This is a genomic window from Aerosakkonema funiforme FACHB-1375, assembly GCF_014696265.1.
GTDB classification, from domain to species: domain Bacteria; phylum Cyanobacteriota; class Cyanobacteriia; order Cyanobacteriales; family Aerosakkonemataceae; genus Aerosakkonema; species Aerosakkonema funiforme_A.
In genome coordinates this window covers 35,805-56,272 of the sequence record NZ_JACJPW010000052.1, presented here as the reverse complement: position 1 = coordinate 56,272, position 20,468 = coordinate 35,805, and the positions used below count along the sequence as shown (strand labels likewise).

The window sequence follows — 20,468 nt, the reverse complement described above, 5'->3', positions numbered from 1 at the left end:
GAAGAGGAGAAATTTTGACTTTTGACTTTTGACTTTTGACTCCCCCAGTGCGTGATATAACTAGCTCGTCGGTGTGAGGTGACAAGGCTGGCTACTACTATGAACACTTCGTTATTTTCCGCAACAGCAGGGACAAGGAATGGTTTTTCTGCGATCGACACTCCGGATGTATCTGCGATCGTACCGATTTGCGACGAAGTGGAGAGTTTGCCGCATTTGATCGAGGCGATCGCTACCACTCTAACCTCTTGCCAATTGTCTTATGAGATCATCTGCGTGGATGATGGCTCTAAAGATGGATCGGCAGAATTTCTCAAACAACAAGCGCTTCTCCGTTCCGATCTCAAAGCTGTGTTGCTACGTCGCAACTACGGTCAAACGGCGGCGATGGCGGCTGGATTTAATTATGCGCGAGGAAAAGCGATCGTCACTTTAGATGCGGACTTGCAGAACGATCCGGCTGATATTCCCGTACTGCTGGCCAAGTTGGCGGAAGGGTACGATATGGTGAGCGGCTGGCGCAAGCACAGAAAGGATGACACTCTCACTCGTTTGCTACCTTCCAAAATTGCCAACTGGTTAATTGGGCGAGTTACGGGTGTGCAGTTGCACGATTACGGCTGTTCTCTCAAAGCTTATCGAGCGGAATTAGTGGCAGATTTGAATCTTTACGGCGAATTACATCGCTTTTTGCCTGCTTTAGCTTACATCGAAGGGGCGAGAATTACAGAAATGGCGGTGGGACACCACTCCCGGCGCTACGGGCGCAGTAAGTACGGTTTGGGGCGGACATTCCGAGTGTTGATGGATTTGTTAACCATCTGGTTTATGAAAAAGTTCCTCACACGACCGATGCACGTTTTTGGATTGTTGGGTTTGCTTTCTATGTTTTTGGGAGTAGTGCTGGGGGGCTATCTCACTTTCCTGAAACTGGGATTGGGAGTGACGATCGGCAATCGCCCATTACTGATTTTGACAGTATTGCTTTTGTTGACTGGTATCCAGCTGTTTAGTTTTGGGTTGCTGGCAGAGCTGTTAATGCGAACTTATCACGAATCTCAAGGAAGACCAATCTATCGGGTGAGGGAAGTTGTGGAGCCGATCGTTAAAAATAGTTAACAGTAGAAGTTTTGTTTGTTGCTAATAGCATTACCAGTCCCAAATCTGAGAATGAGGCTAGTGGCAATGAAGAATTATCAATTACTAATTAACCTGTGAAAGTTTTTTGGACTCTTGAACCGCCAGAGCGACGTAATTTACTGATATTATTCGCTTCTGGCTTATTGTTTTGGACTTGCATGGGTTCTCTGCTGCCGACGCTGCCTCTCTACGTCCAGCACGTAGGGGGTACGGATCGACAGGTAGGAATTGTCATGGGAGCTTTTGCGATCGGGCTGTTATTATTTCGTCCTTGGCTAGGAAAGTTGGCCGATCGCCGCAGTCGCAAACTGGTGTTGTTGCTGGGTGCTTTTGTGGCTGCGATCGCACCTTTTGGCTACTTGTTCGTGCAGTCTATCCCCCTGCTGATCGCAATTCGTGCTTTTCACGGGATCGCTATTGCTGCCTTTACTACTGGCTATACTGCTTTGGTGGTAGATTTGTCGCCGATCGGCCAACGAGGTGAGTTGATCGGGTATATGAGTCTGGTAACTCCGATCGGGATAGCACTAGGCCCAGCAATAGGGGGATTGCTACAGGCTGGGGCGGGTTACGATCGCTTGTTTCTCTTCGCCGCTGCATTGGGAATTAGCAGTTACTTTGGTCTTGGTCTGATAAAAGAAGCAAGGAAACTGAAAAGTCAGGAAAGATTGGAAAAACTGGATATTTCTGGACAAGCGCAGGTCAAATCTATATGGAAAATTTTGACCGATCCGGCTTTGGTGATTCCATCTTTAGTGCTGTTGCTGGTTGGTTTTGGTTTTGGGGCTTTGAGTACGTTTGTACCTTTGTATGTGGCGGCGGCAAAGGTGGATTTGAATGCTGGGTGGTTTTACACCGCTACTGCAATCTCGAGTTTCAGCGTCCGGGTCTTCATCGGTCGCGCTTCCGATCGCTACGGACGGGGACTGTTTATCACAGCTAGTATTCTCTGCTATTGTGTGGCAATGTTGATGCTGTGGCAGGCGAAAAGTGCGATCGGCTTTTTGTTAGCTGGTTTAATTGAAGGTGCCGGTTTGGGAACGTTGCTGCCTATGATGGTTGCTTTGCTGTCCGATCGTTCTTCTCCTCTAGAAAGAGGGCGGGTTTTTGCTATCTGCATTAGCGGGTTCGATTTGGGGGCAGCGATCGCAGCGCCTGCTTTTGGTTCTCTTGCCCAGTATATCGGCTACGCGAACATTTTCGCTGTTTGCACCGGATTGGTTACTTTAGCTTTGCTCATTTTCATCACTTCCGGTAGCAAAGATTTAGCTCATTCTCTCAGATTTGCTTTGGGACAGGAAAAAGATATGTATGCCTTTCAGGAAATAAGGTCATTCGGAACTGGGGACATCTAATTTTGGATTTTGGATTGGCTCGACAAATATCCCCTAATTATCGAGCGCTTGAGCGAACATAAAAGTAAAAAGGCAAAAGCTTGCTTCTTTTGCCTTTTTACTTTTATTTTTTTATTTGGGACGGGCTTGGAGGGACTCGAACCCCCGACCTTGTGGTCCGTAGCCACACGCTCTAATCCACTAAGCTACAAGCCCTTGCCAGAAATTTATAGTAACACAGGCTAATTAGATAATGCAACAATTTTCTGAAAATAAACTGACGCATTTAGACGATCGCGGCGAAGCCCATATGGTGGACGTTTCAGCCAAAGAGGCAACCGTGCGGCAGGCAGTAGCAGCCGGTCAGGTGCGGATGTTGCCTAAAACATTGGCAGCGATACAAGCTGGTAATGCCCCCAAAGGAGATGTATTGGGAACGGCGAGGTTAGCTGGCATTATGGCTGCGAAACAGACTGCCCAATTGATACCCTTGTGTCATCCCCTGCCGCTTTCTAAAGTAGAAGTGCAAATAACGCCCGATTCGGAATTGCCGGGATATCAAATTCGGGCGGAAGTCAAGACTAAGGCGGAAACGGGGGTGGAAATGGAAGCGCTGACGGCGGTGTCGGTAGCAGCGCTCACCCTATACGATATGGCAAAAGCTTTAGAGAAATCGATGCAGATTGAAGGAATTCGTTTGCTGAGTAAAACCGGTGGGAAATCGGGAGATTATCGGCAAGAAAGTTAGAGAATTCAACAAGCCTGCCAATTGCCAGAACTGGCAACTCTTCTAAAAACTGCTTTAATGTTGATAATTTGAGCTATAACCGCAAGCAGCCCCGCGCTCTACCTGTTAAGGTGAGCGTCGGGAGTATGTCACGCAGTTTTAAGTTTGTCTGTGAATCCAAGTTGGGAAAACAGGTGACTTATGACTCGTTTTTAGCGATTTGCAATCGAAACCTTATCTTTAGGCGTAAATATGGCAGAAACTAATGGCGTGATGATGCAGTATTTCCATTGGTATAACTCCAACGATGGTACTTATTGGGAGGAAGTGCAGAATAAAGCAAAAGAATTGGCTGAAGCGGGGTTTACAGCACTGTGGTTACCACCGGCTTTCAAGGGCAAAAGCGGCGCGGAGGATGTGGGCTATGGGGTGTACGATTTGTTCGATTTGGGTGAATTTGACCAAAAAGGGAGTGTGCGAACAAAGTACGGCACCCGCGAACAGTACTTGGCTGCCATTAAGGCATTACAAGCTGAAGGAATTGAAGTTTATGCCGATGTGGTTCTCAACCACAAGGATGGTGCGGATGAGACGGAAATGGTGAAGGCGACACCATTCTACGGACACGATCGCAGTACCCCAAGCGGCGAACTTCAGGAAATCGAAGCCTACACATACTTTAAATTCGCCGGTCGCAAAGGCAAGTATTCTACTATGGAGTGGCACTGGTGGCATTTTGATGCGGTTAACTACAATCACCAGCGTCCGGAGGATTTGAACACCGTTTATCTGCTGGAAGGTAAAAGCTTTGACGATTTTGTCAGTCTGGAACAGGGCAATTTCGCTTTTCTGCTAGGGTGTGACTTGGATATGGAAAGTGAAGAGGTGCGGGAAGAATTAGCACGCTGGGGCAAATGGTATCTGGACACCACAGGTGTAGATGGTTTCCGACTGGATGCGATCAAACACATCTCTTCCTGGTTTTTTGTAGACTGGTTGGATGAAATGCGCCAATACGCTCAACGCAATTTCTTTGTTGTCGGTGAGTACTGGACATCGGATCTGGAAACGCTGCACTGGTATATCAATAATACTGGTGGCCGAATGTCCCTTTTTGATGTGCCGTTGCACTTCAATTTCCATACTACTAGCCAAGCGGCGGGACACTACGATATGCGGCATATTCTGAATAACACTCTGATGCAGCAACAGCCTTCTTTGGCGGTGACGTTTGTGGAAAACCACGATTCCCAACCTTTGCAGTCGTTGGAATCGTTTGTGGCTTCTTGGTTTAAGCCTTTGGCTTATGCTTTGATTCTATTGAGGCAGGAAGGTTATCCCTGTGTTTTCTATGCTGACTATTACGGCGCAGAGTATGACGATAAAGGGATTCACATCAAGATGGAATCTCACCGTTATGCGATCGATAAGTTTCTTTACGCTCGCAAACACTATGGCTACGGGCCTCAGTACGATTACTTCGACCATCCCAATATTATCGGCTGGACGCGCTTGGGCGACTCCGAACATCCCAAGGGAATGGCTGTGATGATGAGCGATGGCCCAGGTGGCAGCAAGTGGATGGAGGTGGGTAAACCTAACTCAACTTTTGTTGACTTAATGGAATATATCAAGGAACCTGTGCATACTAATGAGGAGGGCTGGGGCGAGTTTCCCTGCGATGGTGGTTCGGTTTCCGTGTGGATTGAGCAGTAGTAGTTCTAACTGAATCAAAGTAATAAGTTCGAGATAAATATTTCTCGAATGCGGTTATCTTTTTTTTGATTGAGGACTGCTGATGTTTTGGCGATCGTGCTGACAGGTGCGATCGCATCTTACTTTTTTCCATCTACATTTAGATTACTGAGGAACTAGGAGCTTTCGCTATCTATCTTTAGGTTGATTTATGGCGGTTGATTTCACTGAGCTAAAATGAATGCTAATCAACTTAAAACTCCTTTGGAGGACTGAGGATGACACAACCATCTATGAGTGAAGGCGAATTAGCCAAAATGAAAGAACTGCGCGAACTGGCTAAAATTACCGAGCATCAAATGAAGGAATTAGCTGATTTTACTCTAGAGATAAACCAGAAATATAAAAAAAGTTTAGCCGAAATCAGAGTTGCTAATAAATTGCAGAGTCGTGGAATGGAGTAGTTTAGTCATCCAGAATTTCATCATAATCTATCCGTATACACAAGCGCGTAATAGTGAGTTATGAAAATCGAAAGTATCCGCCTAAAAAATTTTAAAGCTTTCAGAGAACTTGAAATCAAAAAGATTCCTAAAATGTGCGTTTTCGTCGGTGCAAATGGTACAGGTAAAACAACCATTTTTAACGTATTCAGTTTTCTCAAAGATGCTTTAACTGATAACATTCATATTGCCCTAACCAAATTAGGAGGCGCGAGAGGATTTCAGGAAGTAAGAAGCCGGAATTCAACAGGAGCGATAGAAATTGAATTAAAGTTTAGTCAAGATGATAAATCCCCATTAGTTACCTATTCTTTAAAAATAAACGAAGAAGACGATCGCCCTATAATAGAAAAAGAGATTCTCCAATACCAAGAGGATAGTAAAGGTCAGGCTTGGCGTTTTCTGGATTTTTGTAAAGGTAAGGGAGAAGCTGTTATCAATCAACCCGATCGAATTACCGATCGCACAGAGTTAAGATGGGAAAAATATGAAATGAAATCTCCAGATATTCTGGCCTTGAAAGGTTTGGCGCAATTTGAACAATTTCCGGCAAGTAAAGCCATTGGTGATTTGCTTGAAAACTGGCATATTTCCGATTTTCACATCCAGCAAGCGCGACCGGAAAGGGAATCTGGTTATGCCGAACATCTCTCAAAAGAGGGTGAAAACTTAGCGCTGGTGACACAGTTTTTGTATAATAGGCATCGTGATATTTTTAATAAAATCATTGAAAAGCTGAAACAGCGAGTTCCTGGTATAACTCAGGTTGATGCAAAAATTACTGAAGAAGGGCGGGTACTGCTTCGGTTTAAGGACGGCGATTTTCAAGACCCTTTTCTGGCGCGATATGTCTCTGATGGGACGCTCAAAATGTTTGCTTATTTAGTGCTTTTGTACGATCCAAAGCCGCATCCACTGCTATGTGTGGAAGAACCAGAAAACCAGTTTTACCCGAAACTACTTAACGAACTTGCAGAAGAATTTAGGGATTATGCACGCCGGGGAGGTCAAGTTTTTGTATCTACTCATTCTCCAGATTTTTTAAATGGTTGCGAACTTGAAGAAGTATTTTGGCTAAAAAAAGAAAGAGGTTACACATTCGTTAAGCGAGCGAGTGAAGATGAACAAATCAAAGCTTACATGAATGATGGAGATAAACTCGGCTATCTCTGGCGACAGGGTTTTTTTGAAGGGGCAGATCCGCTATGAGAGAGCTTGTTTTCTTACTAGAAGAACTATCGGCACAAGTAATGATTGAAGGTATTTTACCGAAGATAATATCGGCAGAACTGGATATATTTGTTAGGTATATTGTTTTTGAAGGTAAACAAGACCTAGAAAAGCAGATGGTACGAAAACTACAAAAATATAAGAATCCGGATGCAACATTTATTATTTTGCGCGATCGAGATTCTGGCAACTGCCAAGATATTAAAACGAAACTTAAACAAAAATGCGAAGAAGCAAATAAGTCTCAAGCTATTGTACGTATTGCCTGTCGCGAACTGGAAAGCTGGTATCTTTCCGATCTAGAGGCGGTGGAAAAAGCTTATGAGAAACCCAATCTTTCCTCACGACAAAATGAAAAGAAATTCCGAAATCCCGATGAGCTTGGAAATCCATCACAAGAATTGAAATCCCTTGTACCTGAATACCAGAAGATAAACGGTTCGAGAATAATAGCACCTTATTTGAATATTGAAAACACACGCTCCCGCAGTTTTTATCATTTTATCAGTTCAATCAAAAGAATTATTCAGTCTTACCCTACAATCTAGATAAGTACTAACTCTGTTTCACTCGATAGAAATATTCTATGCCTCCTCGTTGGCCCCGCAAACCCGATCGCAATGACCCCGCTTTCCGCAAACTCGATGACCGCATGAACTTCGCCACCCATGTCGCAATTTTTGCTGCTAGTAATTCCGGTATATGGTTTTTCGATATCCTGAAAAATGCTGAATGGCCTTGGGCCAAGTGGGTGACGGGTGGATGGGCGCTGGTTTTGGTGGCCCATGCTGTGTATATTTTTGCGATCGCAAACTACTCCCAACCGCAACTGACATCGGAAACGCCCACAAAATCTCCCCAAGGATAGATTGAAAAATCTTGCTAAGCAGGGATTTACGCCGGGACTGGGGTTGATTCAATTAGGATCGAGGTAGCTTTTTATCGGAGTAAGTCCTATGGCAAAAACCAATACTTCTGAAGCGATCGAAAAACTGGCCGCCGAAATAGGCGAAAATGTTTATATCGACATTGCCAAGTGGCATCTCTACTTGCGGGAAGCACATTTACACACCCCCCTCGCGGAACGGGTATATCCCATGCTTCAGAATAATTCTCTTGAAGAAAGTAAGGTGCTACAAATTCTGTCAGATATTCCTGTCAAGATAGGCGGAAAAAGAGAAATTCCGCTCGCCGATTTGATACCGACAGCCAGTCAGGTGAATTTGATGGATATTTTGGAAGAATATCAACGCAAAATGTAGCGGTTTGGGTGGGAATTGCCCACCCTATTACTTAGTGCTGCTGTGGCGATCTTACCAATATGTTACCGCATTTCGGGATGAACATCTGTAGTGATAACATCTCGCTCCCTGTTATAAAAAAGAGTTGCAAAGCAATAAACTGGATATAAGATACCAGATTCTTGTTTTTTTACACCTCCAATCGCAACTTGAGCAGCATAATAATTACCAAAACCTATTTGGTAATTGTTCTGTCTGTAACTTTTAGAAATGACTTCTAGGAGAGTATCGCGAGGTACTTTAATTTTCCCTGTCTCTAAATCAATTTCACACTCTAAGTCATCTTCCCACAATATATTTAACAAGTCTTCTTTGACTTTGTAATCGGGAAGAAAATCATCAAGGACAGGGTAGAGGATAGACATAAATTTGCTTGATGAATATTTAGCAAAATTTAGGGAGTAGGATGGGCAATGCCCACCCTACTACTTACTCAAAACTCAAAACTAGCCCTTAGACCCTCTGAAAAATCGTTGGCGGATACGGGAGACAAAAATATCGACTTCTGGCAACTTCAATTGAATGGCAAATACAGCGAATAGGCATAAGCCGACTAACCCGGCGACGCTTAATTGCAGTAGTTGAATTAGCAAACCTTCGCTGCCCAAAATTTGTTGCAAACCCCAATTCGTACCCCAACTGGTGACACCTGCGATCGCACTACCAGCAGTCAACCATATTAACGGTATTCCCCATTCGCGCCAGGGCAAACCGTTGAGTTTGCGGTTGAGACACCACAACAACATTACCATTGAGGTGAGGTTTACTCCCATTGTGGAAAGAACCAAACCGGGTGCGCCAAAAGGTTGCACAAAAATAAAATTCAACAAAGCTTTGAGAAAGATATTGAACACGCTGATCCGAAAAGGTGTGTCTCCATCTCCCAAACCATAAAATACTCGCACCAGTACATCTCGACCTAAGTAGAAAAACATCCCGATGCCGTAAGCGACTAGCAGGGATGCTACTAATTTGGATGCGTCGCGATCGAATGCTCCCCGTTCGTAAACTACTCGTACAATTGGGACGGAAAGGGAAACCATGATCGCACCCAGAGGTAACATGGTAAGCGCAGTGAGAATTAATCCCTGACGAATTCGCACTTTTAATTCCGGCCAATCTTCCGGGGCGGCGAGTCGGGAAAATATGGGTAAAAAAGGTACTAACAAAACATTGGAAATAATTCCTAGAGGCGTTTGCACTAACAATCCGGCATAGCTTAAGGCGGCGGCGGCTTTGGGGATGAAGGATGCAAAGAATAAGTCGGTGTAAACGTTTATGTGCATCATCCCGGAGGAAAAAGTGGCCGGCCCCATGAGTCTGATTGTTTCGCGCACGCCAGGATGCTGGAAGTCGAAGCGCAGGCGCAATGTTCCCAAACCCGCTCGCCACTGGGCCACTACCTGCACTAACCACTGCAAGAATGCACCGGCAAGGGTTCCTACAGCTAAAACCTGTCCTCCCAGGATGGCGTATTCGGGGAGGGTAATTTTGTGGCCCAGCTGCATTGCTAAAACGGCAATTCCCCCAATGACTGTGATGCTGGAAAATAGGGGGCTGATGGAGGGTAGCCAATATTGATCTGCGGCGTTAAGGGTGGCAAAACCGATGCCGATCAGTCCGGCAAAGAGCGCCATCGGTGCCATAATCTGAAGTTGTTGGATGGCGATCGCTTTCGTGAGGGAACCTACCCCTGATGTATCGCTAAGTCCCGGTGCGACTAAGTTGATCAGCGGTTCGGCAAAGATCGTGGTGGCGATCGTCACCAGTAGCAAAGCTGCACCAACAATAGTTGTGATTGTCTCTACAATGGGAGCGGCTTCTTCTTTACCGCGCTTTGCCAGTACACTGACTACGGCGCTGTGAAATGGCCCATTGATGCCGCCTAGCAAGATTAACAAAAAACCTGGGAGAATATAGGCGTAGCTGTAGGCGTTGGCGGCTGCACCGACTCCAAAGGCGGCGGCGATCGCTTGCTGGCGTACCAAGCCAAACACTTTACTGATTAAGGTTGCAACTGCGACAATTCCCGCAATTCCAGCCAGAGTTCGAGAGGGTTTTTTGATTGCAGACACAAAATGTTAAAAATGACTAAAGGTAGTTGTACTATTCAATCGTGAATCTGGCAAGTCCGAACAGTATGTCCGCCGAAACTTTCTATGCCGACTTACCTAGTTTAGAAAATTTTCTGGACATCACGGATTTCCGGAATTTTGTTTCTGTTCCTCAAGATTGGCTGATTATAGTCACGGATATTGCTGGTTCTACTAAAGCGATTGAGTCAGGCCGTTACAAAGATGTTAATTTAATTGGCGCGGCTTCTATTGTTGCTATTTTAAATATAGCTAAAAATATCGATATTCCCTTCGTATTCGGCGGTGATGGCGCTACAATTTTAATTCCCCCAACTCTTTTGTCGGCAGTGCAGGGAGCTTTACTAGCTACACGACATTTAGCTAAAAATGAATTTGACTTTGATTTACGGATTGGCATAGTTCCAGGGTATGTAGTTATAGAAAGGCACTATGATGTGAAAGTAGCTAAGGTAAAAATTTCTGAAAATTACACCCAAGCGGTATTTACCGGGGGCGGTCTAGCTTATGCCAACGACTTGGTTAAAAATGCTGCAACTGCTGATATTTACCGCCTTCATAATGTTGTTGGTTCTAGCCAAGCAGATTTTTCTGGTTTGGAGTGTCGCTGGCAAGATATACCGAGCAAACATGGGGAGATCGTGAGTTTGTTGGTGATGGCAATCAGCGATGATTTGGTAGAAATTAGCTCGGTTTACAAAGACGTTTTACATATTATTAAAGAGATTTACGGTGAGGAAGCCGATCTTCATCCGGTATCTGCCGAATCTCTCAATCTTTCGTTTAATGAAAATAAATTGTTCAAAGAAGTCAACCTTCGTTCCCAGTCAGGCAGTTGGTTAGCTCGACAAATATATCTATCAAAGATTAAATTGGAAAACTATTTAGGAGCTTTTTTGATGGGATTTAAAGTTAAAACACGGGATACAGATTGGGGCAATTATAAGCAAAACTTAATTGCCGCAACAGATTACAAAAAGTTTGATGATATGTTACGTATGGTTATTGCAGGTAATACTTTGCAAAGCGAAAAATTGACAAAATCTTTAGATAACCTATATAAAGAGGGGAAATTAGTTTATGGTTTACATATCTCCGATCGCGCCATCATGACCTGTCTGGTATTTGAGCGCAACGGTCGCCAAGTACATTTTGTGGATGGTGCAGATGGTGGCTATGCTTTAGCTGCCAAAGCGATGAAGTCAAGAATGAAATCGGGGTTTTACTGATGACATACGATCGGATTTACTGTTACCCAACTCTCTATCCCGGCATTTTGCTTAAACGCTATAAGCGTTTTTTTGCAGATATAGAATTAGCTACAGGTGAGGTAATTACAGCTCATTGTCCGAATACCGGGCCGATGACGGGGGTCTGCACTGCCGGTAGTTTGGTACAGGTTTCTTTAAGCAACAATCCCAAACGCAAATTGCCTTATACCTGGGAAATGATTCAAGTTTCGGATAACGAACCGACTTGGGTAGGAGTGAATACCGGTCTACCAAACCAAGTAGTGAAGCTAGTTTTACAAAAACATTTAATTCCGCAACTGGGAAATTACAGCCAGATTCGAGGTGAAGTGCCTTACGGTTTGGATAAAAGCAGTCGTGTGGATTTTTTGTTGACGGGAACTGATTTGGAACGACCTATATATTTGGAAGTAAAAAATACTACTTGGGCAAAAGAGAGACTGGCGCTATTTCCCGATACGGAAACGACGCGGGGACAGAAGCACTTGCGAGAACTGATGCGGCTACTACCCGAAGCGCGAGCGGTGATGCTCTATTTTATCAATCGCGGTGACTGCACTCACTTTGCGCCTGGAGATTCTGCCGACACTGTTTATGGCAAACTGTTAAGAGAAGCAGTGGCACGAGGAGTGGAAGTTTTGCCCTGTCGTTTTGAAACTAAGCCGGATGGTATTCGTTATTTGGGGTTGGCAGATTTTCTTCCTTCTATGCCACTATTAAAGATTAATACATAGTTCAAGGCAAAGTTTGAAATTTAGGGATTTAATATGCTTCTTACTTCAATGAAATGGTGGAAATGCGAAGGAATGTTACAAAAAGGCAATTTGACCGTTAAGAGCGATTTAACCATCCTCAACCAAGTTCTCCAATGGTTTGACAGATTCTGCTTCCAGAATAAGTCTAAGCTTGCCTGGTTGGGCAAAGAATATGATGGCATCAAATTAGCTTTTGACGAAGGATTTACTAACGCCGTTCGCCACGCGCACAAGAATTTGCCGCCAGAAACGCCGATCGACATTGAGCTGAGTATATGGGAAGATCGCCTGGAAATCCGCATTTGGGATAAAGGTAAACCGTTTAATCCGGATACGTTACCGGAGCCGGAACCGGGTAAACTACAAGAAGGCGGCTATGGTTGGTTTTTGATGCGACGCCTTACCGATCGGGTGAGTTATGAAAGATGTGCGGATAGCCGGAATTGCCTAATCCTGATCAAACAAAAGGATTAGGATAGCATTTTAAAGGTGCAAGGCTACAGAAAATGAAAAATTTGTTTATCGTTTTTGAAGGCATCGATGGCTCTGGCACTTCGACCCAAGCTGCTCTGCTGAAGGATTATTTTACAGCTAAAGGTCGAGGGGCGGTGTTAACTTGCGAGCCGTCGAATGGGCCGATCGGCAATTTGATTCGGCAGGCCATGAAGAAAAGGGTATTGTTTGTTAACGATACCCAGAAGTTTGACGAACAAATGGCTTATTTATTTGCAGCCGATCGCCACGATCACCTATACAATGAAGTGGACGGGGTGTATAAGTTACTTAAGGATAATTTAACAGTTATCGGTACTAGATATTATTTTTCTTCTTTAGCATATAATTGGCATACGCCAGAGGATAGGGAATTTATCAGCAGGTTAAATCAAAAATTTCCCAATCCGGATTTAGTAGTGTATATTGATATACCCGCCGAGTTGGGGGTGACGAGGATCGGAGATCGATCGGTCAAAGAAATATACGAAAATCAAGAAAAACTCGCTAAAGTGAGAAAGAATTATCAAGAGATATTTAGCAACTATGATGGTTTAGTATTCCAAGTTGATGGCACCCAGGATAAAGAGACTGTTCGAGAAAAAATAGTAACGTTCATTGAGGAAAATTTTGATTAGAATTTGGAGTTGTTAGAAGTTACCGTTTTCTGAGACAATCATAAATGCTCATTAGTGCTGCAAACACTCTGAGCGCAGTCAACAAATTGTAAAAGTCTAATGGATCGATTTCGAGTAGAAGTTATTGCCAAAACACCAAATCCTCAGCAGGTAGTCTATGCCGCTCTCCACCAAGATTATACAGAGGCTTTTGTGTTTGACGAGCGCGACTCGTGGCCTTCAGAGTCAAGCTGCGGTGAGATTATTGTCAAGCGCCTTTTAGCGGGTGAAAGGGGACATTATGGCCCATTAGAGCATCCCCAGATTGTGTTTAATTGCGGTTATTTTCCTCATAGCGTAATGCAGCAAGCGCGGACTCATCGTGTTGGGGTATCCTTTGATGTGCAGTCATTTCGGTATACAGGCAATCAATTTATTGATGTAGCAGAAGGCAAGAAAGATATAGAAGAAGTTTTCTATCTTCGTCCAGTGGGTGATTACACTGACCGTCAAGGTAAAAAATACTATTATTCATTAGAGCAACGGCAAGCAGATTTAAAATGGTGCATCGAAGCAGCAAGGCGATACAAAGCTGATGTTGAGGCAGGGATGTCTGAGGAACACGCCAGAGGTAAGTTACCTTTTGATTACCGCCAGCATTTTGTGGTCAGCTTTAATTTAAGGTCTTTTCTGCATTTTTGCGACTTGAGAAATAAGAAAAATGCACAATTGGAAATTCAAAAACTATGCGAACTGATGTGGCCACACTTTCAAGATTGGGTGCCAGCAATTGCAGAGTGGTACGAAATTAATCGCCTTGGTAAAGCCAGGTTAGCACCTTGAAGATACCAATGAAATTAGGAATAATAGTAATAACTCAAGCTGTTAGTTATTAATTTTGAGGTTGTTTTCCAGCTGTAGGGTGCGTCAGATAGCAGCATTTTGGGAAAAATAATTAATCTTATCGCTCTGACGCATCCTACTCAATTTAACTCAAACGTCGTTTATTTAAAAATCAAACTCTAGCGAGAGTTACCACCTCTGCTTGATCCTGATATTTACCCTGACGAGTATCATAACTAATCGCGCATGGTTCTCCTGCCAAAAATAGCAATTGCACCACACCTTCATTAGCATAAATTCGGCAATCAGCACTGGAGGAGTTAGAAAATTCCAAAGTCAAATGACCCCGCCATGCTGCTTCAGCCGGAGTTAAATTTGCGATAATTCCACAACGTGCGTAAGTACTTTTTCCTATGCAAATAACAGTAATATTTTCTGGAACTTCTAGCTTTTCTAAGGCAACTCCAAGACCATAGGAATGTGCAGGTAAAATAAAGTAACTACCGCTGGCATCTGTGTGAAGTTGCGTTCGCTCTAGATTTTGAGAATTAAAGTTTTTTGGATCGACTACTGTGCCAGGAATATGGCGAAAAATGCGAAATTCTACAGGAGAGAGACGTATGTCGTAGCCATAAGAAGAAAGACCGTAGCTGATGACAGGACGTAACGGTAAAGCTGAGTTTCCTTCTACTTCTCGGATTAATTTTGGCTCAAAGGGGGAAATCATTCCCTTTTGAGCCATTTCAGTAATCCAGATATCGTTCTTAATCACAGTTTGACAGGTAATTCCAATAGGGATATTAGCATACCGCAAACTGAGACATTTTTTAAGGTCTGTGGCTGCGGCGAATCTCGGTAACTTGATCTGCGAGTTCCAAAATCGCTTCTGGCATTTCCTGGCCGGTCAAAACGATATCTACGTGACTGGGGCGTCTTTCGATCGCAGCGAGTACCTCCGACTCTGAAATTAAGTCAAAATTAATCGCTAGGCTCAATTCATCCAGAACTACCAGAGAATACTTGCCTTCAAAGATAACTTTTTGGGTATATTGCCATAATTGATGGAGCGATCGCATCTCCCCATCGTCCAGATGTGGCGTATCGATACAGCGAGGCAAGTCGCAGCGAATCCAATCTAAATACTCTCCCAATCGCACCGGTCGTTCGTGTCCTTGATTGATTCCCCCTTTGAGAAATTGCACCACCAAAACGGGAGTTCCCTGTCCGGCAATTCTCAGCGCTTGCGCCATGACGCTGGTAAAAAAGGTGCGGTGAGAGGAGGTGAACACTTGCACCAATCCTTCCACTACGGGGAATAGGCGAGGGTCAGTATGAAGAGTTGGGGTTTCTAGCTGGGCTACCATAGGTCAACAATTGATGGGTAACAAAGCGCTTGACAGCATGGTTTAGTAGTGCTGCTGGGCGGTTTGCTTGACAATATCTAGTGTAATTTTAGATTAGTTTACTTAGTAAAACACTATATATATAGATACGTCAATAGCCAGATTTGACTCGGAACTTAGGCACTGTGGGTGTCGAAACGAGGTTTCTTGGCGGATGTTAACCAGTTAAACTGGTGATTTTGCCAAGAAATCGGGTTTGTTTGGGCTTCACAAGTTTGATGATAAGCTTGAGTTGATTTGAGATTCCACTTTCTAGGGGAGTAGGATGCTGTGAGACTGGTAATTTTAGGAGGTGCAGGTGCCGGTAAGGGAACTCAGGCACAACGACTCTCAAGTCATTTGAATGTCCCTGCGATCTCCACTGGTGATATACTGCGAGCAGGAATCGCCGCCCGGACAGAGTTGGGTATCAAGGCGCAACCTTTTGTGGAAAAGGGCGAGTTAGTACCCGACCCGACGATGATTGAGTTTATGCGTCTGCGGTTGCTGATGTTCGATGTCGCCAACGGTTGGGTACTTGATGGCTATCCCCGCACTGCTTTCCAAGCTGAGGAATTAGATTTTTTGTTGGATGAGATGGGACAGCGTTTGGATTGGGCAATTTGGCTGGATGTGCCAGAATCGGTGTTGATGAGTCGATCTCTGGACCGATCGCGCACCGACGATCTGCCCGACATTATTCAGCGTCGGATAGAATTATTCCAAGAGCGCACTGGCCTGATTCTCGATTATTACGCACGTCGTCAGAAACTTTTAAGCATTAATGGTCATCAACCGCCACAACAAGTGCAAGAGCAAATTTTGCAGCAATTAAATCATCTGTGTAAATAATAAAACCGGCCACCTCTAGAGTAGGTGTTACCGGGTTAAAACTATTTGTTTTGCTCAGAATTCAAAATCTGGCAGGTGAAACAAAAATATAATTTGTTTGGCACTATACCACCTGACAATATTTTAAATTCCTGATTAGCATTATTTTGCTACTAAAAACATTTCCGATCGCTTGGGCTTTTCTAAAGCACTACGAAGCCGGAATAGCATTTGGATCGGCAACATAATTTTATGGACAAAGAACTTATGGCAGGGATGCCAATAATAGTCAGTCAGGGATTGGCAAATTTATATTTTTGGCAGTAGAAGTAAACCTATTCCCAGAAATAGCTTACCTCTATACAGACTTGACGTAAGTCCTGACAATAAGATTTAAGTAGCTTTTCGCTATCCGATCGCGGACAAGCTAGGGGCGAGGACGGTTTATACGGAGTGATATTTGGAACATTATATTTAAATATTGTTTGGAAATTTAAATATAATTGTGAAGATCGCAACTAAAAAAATAATGATTAGACATCTCCAAAAGCTGTATCCTAATTAAGGATTTCAAGCAAACACAATGTCCTGGCACCGTCCTGATGGAAGACAATCAGATCAACTGCGTCCCATTAGATTTGAGCGCAATTTTACTCGCTTTGCACCGGGGTCTGTTCTTACCCATTGCGGCGATACTCAAGTTCTTTGTAATGTGACTGTTCAAGAAGGTGTCCCCAGATTTTTAGAGGGCACTGGCAAGGGATGGCTGACGGCTGAATATCGAATGCTACCGGGCGCTACTCCCCAACGTCAAGAACGAGAATTTCTGAAGTTATCCGGACGCACTCAGGAAATTCAGCGACTGATCGGTCGCAGTTTAAGAGCGGCTGTCGATTTGCACGCGCTGGGGGAACGCACTATTATTGTGGATGCCGATGCGATCCAGGCAGATGCGGGGACGCGCACTACCGCCATTACTGGAGGATTTGTCGCGTTGGCTGATGCTGTGGAAAAGTTGATGCAGCAGGGTAAGCTGGCTGTATCTCCGATTCGTCAGCAAGTGGCCGCTATTTCCGTAGGACTGTTGCAAGGTGAGCCTTTTTTGGATTTAAACTATCCGGAAGATGTCGCCGCCGAGGTAGATTTTAACATTGTTATGGATGAAAATCTCGGCATCATCGAAATTCAAGGAACCGCAGAGGATGGTACTTTTAGCCGTTCCCAGCTAAACCAAATCTTAGATTGTGCTGAAAAAGGTATTCGCGATTTGCTGGAAATTCAGAGGGAAACTCTACGCGGTTCTTCTCACTAATCTTTCCCTTGGCACGAGTCCTTGTGCAGCAAGGGTTCTCTAATCTTAATTTAGCTTTATATAGCTATATAGTTACGAGGTTATATGAGCGCACAGATTCCCATTATCGTATTGACATCTTAGCACAAAAAATCAATTAATAGCAATAGGTAAAAATATTGAATTTTTCAGCGCTAAATTGTCGAGTCGGTTTAGAAAATTGGACATATGTTTCCCATCTCTCTCCTAAACCGACTCCCACTTGATTTTTTCTCTATTCTTATTGATACTGACGGCGATTTTGACGCATCTGTTGCATTTGTTGCCGTTGCTCTGGAGTCAGAATAGCATCCATTTTTTGCTTTGATTCTTGACTAATTCGTTGGATTTGTGCTTTTTGTTCGGGAGTGAGGTTCAACGCAGACAACATTTGACCGAGCTGACTGCCTCGATCGCCTTGACCGCTTTGACCGCGTTGCCCTCGCTGCCCTCTGTTCGTTCTCATCTGTTCCATCGCCGCATTCCATTGATTTCTCTGCTCTGGTGTGAGAATATTTTCAATTTGAGTGCGAGTCGATTGGCGAATTTGTCGCATTTGTGCTTGTTGCTCAGGAGTGAGATTCAGCGGAGACCTTCTGGCTTGAGCCAAAAGTATCGACGAATCGGAAGAAGTAGATACTGGTATAGCCTCAGTTGAAGCGACCGCAACCGTAAACGTAAGCAGTACGGCGGTAGTCCCTATAAGCGCAAACAATTTAGCGTTCATAATCGAAACCTGAATTGTTAACAACTGCACCTTTAGACTTGGCAAGTTGCCAGACGATTAGATCATGATAGCAATAACTACAGGCGATCGCTCTCTCGAAAAGCTGACAAAGCGCGATCGCGATTTCTCTGGCAAACCCAATATCCAGGGAACATTCCTGAATTTATTGACTTTTCGCTCAAATTATGTATCTACTCTATTTGCTCTGTAACAATTAAGATTTATTGCACTTAAACAACAGATAAATTGTTTTAGTCTTAAGCTAAATTCCTACCAGCAAGCGCGTTTCAGCGGTTGACGGTTGATTAAAATACTCATTAGTGACTGCACAGAGAGCATTCATCTGATGAGAAAATCAGAGACGATTTGAAAATCAAGCACTAATTGTCCAGCTATTTCCATCGGACATATTTTATTTCAGCGCAAGGGAGAACAGTATGAAATTGGCTTACTGGATGTATGCAGGCCCAGCCCACATTGGCACTCTTCGCATCGCCAGTTCTTTCAAAAATGTCCACGCGATTATGCACGCACCATTGGGCGATGATTATTTTAACGTGATGCGATCGATGTTAGAGCGGGAGAGGAATTTCACCCCAGTCACAGCCAGTATTGTAGATCGTCACGTTCTCGCACGCGGATCGCAAGAAAGGGTGGTGGATAATATCACGCGCAAGGATAAGGAAGAGCATCCCGATTTGATCGTGCTGACTCCGACCTGCACGTCAAGTATTCTACAAGAAGATTTACAAAACTTTGTCGATCGGGCTCAACTGGATGCCAAAGGCGATGTGATGTTGGCGGATGTAAATCACTATCGGGTGAACGAACTGCAAGCAGCCGATCGCACTTTACATCAAATCGTCCAATACTATATTGAAAAAGCACGCAAACAAGGCAACCTTGCAGAAGGAAAAACTGAAAAACCTTCAGTTAACATCATCGGTATTACTACCCTTGGTTTCCACAACCAACACGACTGCATCGAACTGAAACGGTTGATGGCTGACTTGGGAATTGAAGTTAACCAAATCATACCCGAAGGCGCTTCCGTTAACAACTTGAAGAACTTGCCGAAAGCGTGGTTTAACCTTGTTCCTTATCGGGAAATCGGGTTAATGACAGCTAAATATCTGCAAGAAGAATTCGGCACACCTTATGTTGATATCACGCCGATGGGTGTGGTAGAAACTGCGCGTTGCATTCGCAAAATTCAACAAGTAATTAACGAACAAGGCGCGGATGTCGATTACGAAGATTTCATCAACGAGCAAACATTGCACGTTTCCCAAGCCGCTTGGTTTTCCCGTTCCATTGACTGTCAAAACTTAACAGGTAAAAAAGCTGTTGTGTTTGGCGATAACACTCACGCCGCAGCTCTAACTAAAATTCTGGCACGCGAAATGGGAATTCACGTAGTTTGGGCGGGAACTTATTGCAAATACGACGCCGATTGGTTCCGCGAACAGGTCAGCGAGTATTGCGATGAAGTGATTATCAGCGATGATAATGGTGCAATTGGAGATGCGATCGCACGAGTGGAACCCTCTGCCATTTTCGGTACGCAAATGGAACGCCACGTCGGAAAAAGATTGGATATTCCCTGCGGCGTTATTGCCTCACCAATTCACATTCAAAACTTCCCGATCGGATACAAACCATTCTGCGGATACGAAGGTACAAACCAAATAGTCGATTTGATCTACAATTCCTTCACTTTGGGAATGGAAGATCACCTCTTGGAAATCTTCGGCGGACACGATACCAAAGAAGTAATTACCAAAGGAATTTCTGCCGATTCCGATCTCGGCTGGACAAAGGAAGCACAAGCAGAATTGAACAAAGTTCCCGGTTTTGTGCGCGGTAAAGTAAAACGGAATACCGAAAAATTTGCCCGCGAAAGGAACATCGCGCAAATTACCGTTGAAGTGATGTACGCCGCGAAAGAAGCAGTTGGTGCGTAGTCTGTTATAATCGTAGGGGCATCCACAAGTGATGCCCTTTCTGGTAAAAAACCAAAACTAACAAGAAGAAGAAATTTGAATAACTTCTTTTTGGAACTGCGAGTTTAATGAGTTGTAAATAATAATAACGTAACGACATAGGTTGCAATTAAGAAAGATAGGCGATTTCACTTTGAGGGAAAAAAGTGCGATTGTACTCTTCCTAAACGATCGACTTAAATCGTAAGTACACCTTACTTGCTATTAGAGGATTA

At 44.0% G+C, this 20,468-nt stretch carries 23 protein-coding genes and 1 tRNA gene; 18 read left to right on the top strand and 6 right to left on the bottom strand.

Annotated elements, in window-relative coordinates; genetic code table 11:
• Window positions 1–99 precede the first annotated feature (99 nt).
• On the top strand, window positions 100–1,119 hold the full coding sequence (locus H6G03_RS20270; protein WP_190467430.1) for a glycosyltransferase family 2 protein: 1,020 nt from the start codon (window positions 100–102) through the stop codon (window positions 1,117–1,119).
• Window positions 1,120–1,214: 95 nt separating this feature from the next.
• Window positions 1,215–2,495: an MFS transporter gene (locus H6G03_RS20265; protein ID WP_190467427.1), complete on the top strand. Its 1,281-nt coding sequence runs from the start codon at window positions 1,215–1,217 to the stop codon at window positions 2,493–2,495.
• Between the two features lie 121 nt (window positions 2,496–2,616).
• Here H6G03_RS20265 and H6G03_RS20260 read toward each other — a convergent pair.
• A tRNA-Arg gene (locus H6G03_RS20260) sits at window positions 2,617–2,690 on the bottom strand.
• Between the two features lie 37 nt (window positions 2,691–2,727).
• Here H6G03_RS20260 and moaC point away from each other — a divergent pair.
• The 7 genes from moaC (at window position 2,728) to H6G03_RS20225 (ending at window position 7,891) form a co-directional block, all read left to right on the top strand.
• Window positions 2,728–3,222, top strand: coding sequence for a cyclic pyranopterin monophosphate synthase MoaC (gene moaC, locus H6G03_RS20255; protein WP_190467423.1), 495 nt, complete (start codon window positions 2,728–2,730; stop codon window positions 3,220–3,222).
• 231 nt (window positions 3,223–3,453) lie between these two features.
• On the top strand, window positions 3,454–4,917 hold the full coding sequence (locus H6G03_RS20250) for an alpha-amylase (protein WP_190467420.1): 1,464 nt from the start codon (window positions 3,454–3,456) through the stop codon (window positions 4,915–4,917).
• Between the two features lie 257 nt (window positions 4,918–5,174).
• On the top strand, window positions 5,175–5,360 hold the full coding sequence (locus tag H6G03_RS20245) for a hypothetical protein (protein WP_190467444.1): 186 nt from the start codon (window positions 5,175–5,177) through the stop codon (window positions 5,358–5,360).
• A 60-nt stretch (window positions 5,361–5,420) separates the two neighbouring features.
• Window positions 5,421–6,608: an AAA family ATPase gene (locus H6G03_RS20240; RefSeq protein ID WP_190467417.1), complete on the top strand. Its 1,188-nt coding sequence runs from the start codon at window positions 5,421–5,423 to the stop codon at window positions 6,606–6,608.
• Complete coding sequence (locus tag H6G03_RS20235) at window positions 6,605–7,177, top strand: DUF4276 family protein (protein ID WP_190467414.1); 573 nt, start codon at window positions 6,605–6,607, stop codon at window positions 7,175–7,177. Before H6G03_RS20240 ends, H6G03_RS20235 begins: the two co-directional genes overlap by 4 nt.
• 38 nt (window positions 7,178–7,215) lie before the next feature.
• On the top strand, window positions 7,216–7,497 hold the full coding sequence (locus tag H6G03_RS20230; protein ID WP_190467411.1) for a 2TM domain-containing protein: 282 nt from the start codon (window positions 7,216–7,218) through the stop codon (window positions 7,495–7,497).
• An 88-nt stretch (window positions 7,498–7,585) separates the two neighbouring features.
• A complete protein-coding gene (locus H6G03_RS20225) occupies window positions 7,586–7,891 on the top strand; it encodes a DUF3181 family protein (RefSeq protein WP_190467408.1) in 306 nt (101 codons plus the stop codon).
• Window positions 7,892–7,953: 62 nt separating this feature from the next.
• Here the strand turns inward: H6G03_RS20225 and H6G03_RS20220 are convergent, their stop codons facing one another.
• Window positions 7,954–8,295, bottom strand: coding sequence for a hypothetical protein (locus H6G03_RS20220; protein WP_190467405.1), 342 nt, complete (start codon window positions 8,293–8,295; stop codon window positions 7,954–7,956).
• A gap of 81 nt (window positions 8,296–8,376) precedes the next feature.
• A complete protein-coding gene (murJ, locus tag H6G03_RS20215) occupies window positions 8,377–10,005 on the bottom strand; it encodes a murein biosynthesis integral membrane protein MurJ (protein ID WP_190467402.1) in 1,629 nt (542 codons plus the stop codon).
• A gap of 65 nt (window positions 10,006–10,070) precedes the next feature.
• On the opposite strand from murJ, the gene H6G03_RS20210 reads away from it, so the two are divergent.
• The 5 genes from H6G03_RS20210 (at window position 10,071) to thyX (ending at window position 13,980) form a co-directional block, all read left to right on the top strand.
• The gene (locus tag H6G03_RS20210; protein WP_190467399.1) at window positions 10,071–11,252 is read left to right on the top strand and encodes a DUF3095 domain-containing protein; all 1,182 of its coding nucleotides are present in this window, start codon (window positions 10,071–10,073) and stop codon (window positions 11,250–11,252) included.
• The gene (sfsA, locus tag H6G03_RS20205; RefSeq protein WP_190467395.1) at window positions 11,252–12,007 is read left to right on the top strand and encodes a DNA/RNA nuclease SfsA; all 756 of its coding nucleotides are present in this window, start codon (window positions 11,252–11,254) and stop codon (window positions 12,005–12,007) included. The genes H6G03_RS20210 and sfsA overlap by 1 nt, the downstream gene beginning before the upstream one ends.
• A gap of 33 nt (window positions 12,008–12,040) precedes the next feature.
• Window positions 12,041–12,502 (top strand): ATP-binding protein, encoded by a 462-nt coding sequence (locus tag H6G03_RS20200; RefSeq protein WP_242056961.1) that lies wholly within the window; start codon window positions 12,041–12,043, stop codon window positions 12,500–12,502.
• 32 nt (window positions 12,503–12,534) lie between these two features.
• On the top strand, window positions 12,535–13,158 hold the full coding sequence (tmk, locus tag H6G03_RS20195; RefSeq protein ID WP_190467392.1) for a dTMP kinase: 624 nt from the start codon (window positions 12,535–12,537) through the stop codon (window positions 13,156–13,158).
• A 99-nt stretch (window positions 13,159–13,257) separates the two neighbouring features.
• Window positions 13,258–13,980: an FAD-dependent thymidylate synthase gene (thyX, locus tag H6G03_RS20190; RefSeq protein WP_190467389.1), complete on the top strand. Its 723-nt coding sequence runs from the start codon at window positions 13,258–13,260 to the stop codon at window positions 13,978–13,980.
• Window positions 13,981–14,152: 172 nt separating this feature from the next.
• Here thyX and dcd read toward each other — a convergent pair whose 3' ends face one another.
• Together dcd and H6G03_RS20180 are read right to left on the bottom strand one after the other, a co-directional pair.
• Window positions 14,153–14,752 carry a dCTP deaminase gene (gene dcd, locus H6G03_RS20185; RefSeq protein ID WP_190467386.1) on the bottom strand — a complete coding sequence of 200 codons (600 nt, stop codon included), beginning with the start codon at window positions 14,750–14,752 and terminating at the stop codon, window positions 14,153–14,155.
• A 55-nt stretch (window positions 14,753–14,807) separates the two neighbouring features.
• Window positions 14,808–15,344, bottom strand: coding sequence for a P-loop NTPase family protein (locus H6G03_RS20180; protein WP_190467383.1), 537 nt, complete (start codon window positions 15,342–15,344; stop codon window positions 14,808–14,810).
• A 309-nt stretch (window positions 15,345–15,653) separates the two neighbouring features.
• Here H6G03_RS20180 and H6G03_RS20175 point away from each other — a divergent pair, with 309 nt between their 5' ends.
• Together H6G03_RS20175 and rph are read left to right on the top strand one after the other, a co-directional pair.
• The gene (locus H6G03_RS20175) at window positions 15,654–16,214 is read left to right on the top strand and encodes a nucleoside monophosphate kinase (RefSeq protein WP_190467378.1); all 561 of its coding nucleotides are present in this window, start codon (window positions 15,654–15,656) and stop codon (window positions 16,212–16,214) included.
• A 562-nt stretch (window positions 16,215–16,776) separates the two neighbouring features.
• The gene (rph, locus tag H6G03_RS20170) at window positions 16,777–17,505 is read left to right on the top strand and encodes a ribonuclease PH (RefSeq protein ID WP_190467374.1); all 729 of its coding nucleotides are present in this window, start codon (window positions 16,777–16,779) and stop codon (window positions 17,503–17,505) included.
• A 259-nt stretch (window positions 17,506–17,764) separates the two neighbouring features.
• Here rph and H6G03_RS20165 read toward each other — a convergent pair whose 3' ends face one another.
• Window positions 17,765–18,250: a hypothetical protein gene (locus H6G03_RS20165; protein WP_190467371.1), complete on the bottom strand. Its 486-nt coding sequence runs from the start codon at window positions 18,248–18,250 to the stop codon at window positions 17,765–17,767.
• A 64-nt stretch (window positions 18,251–18,314) separates the two neighbouring features.
• Between H6G03_RS20165 and H6G03_RS20160 the strand changes: the two genes are divergently transcribed.
• Both H6G03_RS20160 and bchB read left to right on the top strand, forming a co-directional pair.
• Window positions 18,315–18,461: a hypothetical protein gene (locus tag H6G03_RS20160; RefSeq protein ID WP_190467367.1), complete on the top strand. Its 147-nt coding sequence runs from the start codon at window positions 18,315–18,317 to the stop codon at window positions 18,459–18,461.
• Between the two features lie 226 nt (window positions 18,462–18,687).
• The gene (gene bchB / locus H6G03_RS20155; RefSeq protein WP_190467364.1) at window positions 18,688–20,214 is read left to right on the top strand and encodes a ferredoxin:protochlorophyllide reductase (ATP-dependent) subunit B; all 1,527 of its coding nucleotides are present in this window, start codon (window positions 18,688–18,690) and stop codon (window positions 20,212–20,214) included.
• Window positions 20,215–20,468: the final 254 nt, after the last annotated feature.